The following is a 5,634-nucleotide window of genomic DNA, read 5'->3' as shown; positions in this document are numbered from 1 at the left end:
AATGTTTGTCCGGCGGCGTCCTACTCTCCCACAACCTCTCGGTTGCAGTACCATCGGCGCTGAAAGGCTTAACTTCCGGGTTCGGTATGGGACCGGGTGTTTCCCGTTTCGCTATGGCCGCCGTAACTCTTTCAACCAGTTGTCAAACGCTCTGACCCACAGGTGGGTCTGGGTTTGTTGGTTGGGAACTGCCTAGTGGACGCGAACATGTGTGTTCGTCTTGCGCGTGTGTGGTCTTGTACGTGGTTGGGACAAGCCCTCGGCCTATTAGTACCGGTCGGCTGGGCATTACTGCTGTACACCTCCGGCCTATCAACCCCATGTTCTGTGGGGGGCCTTACCCCATTGTTGGGTGGGAAACCTCATCTTGAAACGTGCTTCCCGCTTAGATGCATTCAGCGGTTATCACTTCCGAACGTAGCCAACCAGCCGTGCTCTTGGCAGAACAACTGGCACACCAGAGGTTCGTCCATCCCGGTCCTCTCGTACTAGGGACAGCCTTTCTCAAGTTTCCTGCGCGCGCGGCGGATAGGGACCGAACTGTCTCACGACGTTCTAAACCCAGCTCGCGTGCCGCTTTAATGGGCGAACAGCCCAACCCTTGGGACCTACTCCAGCCCCAGGATGCGACGAGCCGACATCGAGGTGCCAAACCATCCCGTCGATATGGACTCTTGGGGAAGATCAGCCTGTTATCCCCGGGGTACCTTTTATCCGTTGAGTGACCACGCTTCCACATGCCGTGGCCAGATCACTAGTTCCGACTTTCGTCCCTGCTCGACATGTCTGTCTCACAGTCAAGCTCCCTTGTGCACTTACACTCGCCACCTGATTGCCAACCAGGCTGAGGGAACCTTTGAGCGCCTCCGTTACATTTTAGGAGGCAACCGCCCCAGTTAAACTACCCATCAGGCACTGTCCCTGATCCGGATAACGGACCTAGGTTAGACATCTAGTACGACCAGAGTGGTATTTCAACGTTGACTCCACCCACACTGGCGTGTGGACTTCACAGTCTCCCACCTATCCTACACAAGCCGTACCAAACACCAATACCAAACTATAGTAAAGGTCCCGGGGTCTTTCCGTCCTGCCGCGCGTAACGAGCATCTTTACTCGTAGTGCAATTTCGCCGAGTCCATGGTTGAGACAGTGGGAAAGTCGTTACTCCATTCGTGCAGGTCGGAACTTACCCGACAAGGAATTTCGCTACCTTAGGATGGTTATAGTTACCACCGCCGTTTACTGGGGCTTAAATTCTCAGCTTCGGCGCCGAAGCGCCTAACCGGTCCTCTTAACCTTCCAGCACCGGGCAGGAGTCAGTCCGTATACATCGTCTTACAACTTCGCACGGACCTGTGTTTTTAGTAAACAGTCGCTTTCCCCTGGTCTCTGCGGCCCTTCACGCTTCCCCCAGCAAGTGGGTTCACGATCCGGGCCCCCCTTCTCCCGAAGTTACGGGGGCATTTTGCCGAGTTCCTTAACCATGGTTGTCTCGATCGCCTTAGTATTCTCTACTTGATCACCTGAGTCGGTTTGGGGTACGGGCGGCTCGTTGCTCGCTAGAGGTTTTTCTCGACAGCATAGGATCACCCACTTCGCCATATATGGCTCCGCGTCACGTCTCAGGCTCCACACTGAAGTGGATGGTGCGGATTTGCCTACACCACGCCCTACACGCTTGCCCACAGACAACCATCGCTGTGGTTGGGCTACCTTCCTGCGTCACCCCATCGCTTGACTACTACTGGCTCGGGTCCCACGCTCCACCCACCAGCCTCGCCCCGAAGGGTCCGGTCCGATGAGCTTCGGGTGGTTAGCATCGCCAGGTTCGTCATGGGCGCAACTTCGCCGGTACGGGAATATCAACCCGTTGTCCATCGACTACGCCTGTCGGCCTCGCCTTAGGTCCCGACTTACCCAGGGCAGATTAGCTTGACCCTGGAACCCTTGATCATTCGGCGCACGGGTTTCTCACCCGTGATTCGCTACTCATGCCTGCATTCTCACTCGTGTGGCCTCCACACCTGGATCACTCCGGCGCTTCACTGCCCACACGACGCTCCCCTACCCATCCAGCGCACTGAACACCGATCAAGTCGATGCTGATGTATTCGCTGAATGCCATAGCTTCGGCGGATGACTTGAGCCCCGCTACATTGTCGGCGCGGAATCACTTGACCAGTGAGCTATTACGCACTCTTTCAAGGGTGGCTGCTTCCAAGCCAACCTCCTGGTTGTCAATGCGACTCCACATCCTTTTCCACTTAGTCACCGCTTAGGGGCCTTAGCTGATGGTCTGGGCTGTTTCCCTCTCGACTACGGAGCTTATCCCCCGCAGTCTCACTGCTGCGCTCTCACTTACCGGCATTCGGAGTTTGGCTAACGTCAGTAACCTTGTAGGGCCCATCGGCTATCCAGTGCTCTACCTCCGGCAAGAAACACGCAACGCTGCACCTAAATGCATTTCGGGGAGAACCAGCTATCACGAAGTTTGATTGGCCTTTCACCCCTATCCACAGGTCATCCCCTCAGTTTTCAACCTAAGTGGGTTCGGTCCTCCACGTCGTCTTACCGACGCTTCAACCTGCCCATGGATAGATCACTTCGCTTCGGGTCTTGAGCGCGCTACTGAATCGCCCTATTCGGACTCGCTTTCGCTACGGCTTCCCCACACGGGTTAACCTCGCAACACACCGCAAACTCGCAGGCTCATTCTTCAAAAGGCACGCCGTCACCCCCAGCAAGCTGAAGGCTCCGACGGATTGTAGGCACACGGTTTCAGGTACTATTTCACTCCCCGCCAGGGGTACTTTTCACCTTTCCCTCACGGTACTTGTCCGCTATCGGTCATCAAGGAGTATTTAGGCTTAACGGGTGGTCCCGCCAGATTCACACGGAATTTCAGGGGTTCCGTGTTACTTGGGATGATGCTCGGAAGCCAGCGCTTTACGTCTACGGGCCTATCACCCTCTACGGTACGGCTTTCCAACCGACTTCGACTTCCACACTGGTTTCTTACTTCCTCGGTGCACGGCAGCACACCATGAGCAGTCCCACAACCCCATGCCTGCAACCCCTGCCGGGTATCACACAGACATGGTTTGGCCTCATCCGATTTCGCTCGCCACTACTCTCGGAATCACTGTTGTTTTCTCTTCCTGTCGGTACTGAGATGTTTCACTTCCCGACGTTCCCTCCACACACCCTATGTGTTCAGGTGCAGGTAACACGACATGACTCGTGCTGGGTTTCCCCATTCGGACACCCCCGGATCACAGCTTGGTTGCCAACTCCCCAGGGCTTATCGCAGGCTCCAACGTCCTTCATCGGCTCTTGATGCCAAGGCATCCACCATGTGCCCTTCATAGCTTGTCTCAACAACGTCAAGACAACACACAAAAGACAAACACCAACCCACCCCCCAATCAAAGAGGCAGGCCAGCAAACCGGCACAACCCACCCTCAAGACAAGGAGATGGATCATGCCACTTGCAACTACACCCCAACCAACCATCACCCGACCAACCGGCCGAACAACATCAGTCAGAGCAGTCACAAAGATGCTCGCGTCCACTATGCAGATCTCAAACAACAACCCCACCAACCCCCTCAACCCCCACACAGGAGACCTCGGACGAAGGGAGACACCAGAAGCCCAACCACACCCACCCACCCCCCACCCCACAAACAGGACGGAGAAACAGGCCGATGCCGGCTGATCCTTCAGGACCCAACAGTGTGCTCAACCACGCCCCCAGCCAATGCCAGGCAGCGCGACCAGACCACCCACCCCACAACAGGGCAGACAGCTGACAGTCGACGTTCCACTAGTGAGACACCACCATGCGCCACCAGACATTCGCCAGTGGTCGGGGTGCGTGCTCCTTAGAAAGGAGGTGATCCAGCCGCACCTTCCGGTACGGCTACCTTGTTACGACTTCGTCCCAATCGCCAGCCCCACCTTCGACGGCTCCCTCCACAAGGGTTGGGCCACCGGCTTCGGGTGTTGCCGACTTTCGTGACGTGACGGGCGGTGTGTACAAGGCCCGGGAACGTATTCACCGCAGCGTTGCTGATCTGCGATTACTAGCGACTCCGACTTCATGGGGTCGAGTTGCAGACCCCAATCCGAACTGAGACCGGCTTTTTGGGATTCGCTCCCCCTTACGGGATCGCAGCCCTTTGTACCGGCCATTGTAGCATGCGTGAAGCCCTGGACATAAGGGGCATGATGACTTGACGTCATCCCCACCTTCCTCCGAGTTGACCCCGGCAGTCTCCTATGAGTCCCCACCATTACGTGCTGGCAACATAGAACGAGGGTTGCGCTCGTTGCGGGACTTAACCCAACATCTCACGACACGAGCTGACGACAGCCATGCACCACCTGTACACCCCCAAAAGAAGCCCCATCTCTGGAGCGGCAGGGTGTATGTCAAACCCAGGTAAGGTTCTTCGCGTTGCATCGAATTAATCCGCATGCTCCGCCGCTTGTGCGGGCCCCCGTCAATTCCTTTGAGTTTTAGCCTTGCGGCCGTACTCCCCAGGCGGGGCGCTTAATGCGTTAGCTGCGGCACGGAATCCGTGGAATGGACCCCACACCTAGCGCCCAACGTTTACGGTGTGGACTACCAGGGTATCTAATCCTGTTCGCTCCCCACACTTTCGCTCCTCAGCGTCAGGTAATTCCCAGAGAACCGCCTTCGCCACCGGTGTTCCTCCTGATATCTGCGCATTTCACCGCTACACCAGGAATTCCGTTCTCCCCTGAATACCTCTAGTCTGCCCGTATCGAAAGCAAGCCAGGTGTTAAGCACCTGGTTTTCACTCCCGACGCGACAAACCGCCTACGAGCCCTTTACGCCCAATAATTCCGGACAACGCTCGCACCCTACGTATTACCGCGGCTGCTGGCACGTAGTTGGCCGGTGCTTCTTCTGCAGGTACCGTCACTTGCGCTTCGTCCCTGCTGAAAGAGGTTTACAACCCGAAGGCCGTCATCCCTCACGCGGCGTTGCTGGATCAGGCTTCCGCCCATTGTCCAATATTCCCCACTGCTGCCTCCCGTAGGAGTCTGGGCCGTGTCTCAGTCCCAGTGTGGCCGGTCACCCTCTCAGGCCGGCTACCCGTCGAAGCCATGGTGAGCCATTACCTCACCATCAAGCTGATAGGCCGCGAGCACATCCCTGGCCGAAAAACTTTCCACCACCAATCATGCGAAAGATGGTCATATCCGGTATTAATCACCGTTTCCGGTGGCTATCCCGAAGCCAAGGGCAGATTACTCACGTGTTACTCACCCGTTCGCCGCTCGAGTACCACCGAAGTGGCCTTTCCGCTCGACTTGCATGTGTTAAGCACGCCGCCAGCGTTCGTCCTGAGCCAGGATCAAACTCTCCATCGAAAACCATCAACCACCCACAACCACAAAGGCCACGAGCAGCGACTATCAATAAGAGCCACATCCCCTGACTGAACAAAACTGACATCTGTCAGAATCATTGTCAAAGAAACCGCGACACCAACAACCCAACCAAACGGTCAGGCACACGTTGACATCAACGGGGCATAACAAACTAATTCGTCGACTAATCAAACACACTGTTGAGTTCTCAAGAATCAGACGCACCC

Annotated in this window: 3 rRNA genes; all 3 read right to left on the bottom strand. The window is 56.2% G+C overall.

What is annotated here, in order from left to right:
- Positions 1-7: 7 nt before the first annotated feature.
- Positions 8-125 (bottom strand): 5S ribosomal RNA (gene rrf, locus IE200_RS20440).
- Between the two features lie 122 nt (positions 126-247).
- Positions 248-3,378 (bottom strand): 23S ribosomal RNA (locus IE200_RS20435).
- Positions 3,379-3,892: 514 nt separating this feature from the next.
- Positions 3,893-5,407 (bottom strand): 16S ribosomal RNA (locus IE200_RS20430).
- The 16S, 23S and 5S rRNA genes sit together here, the layout of an rRNA operon.
- Positions 5,408-5,634 lie beyond the last annotated feature (227 nt).

It is taken from the genome of Nocardioides flavus (ex Wang et al. 2016) (assembly GCF_014653115.1).
Classification (GTDB): Bacteria; Actinomycetota; Actinomycetes; order Propionibacteriales; family Nocardioidaceae; genus Nocardioides; species Nocardioides flavus.
This window is presented reverse-complemented; position numbering and strand designations above follow the sequence as displayed.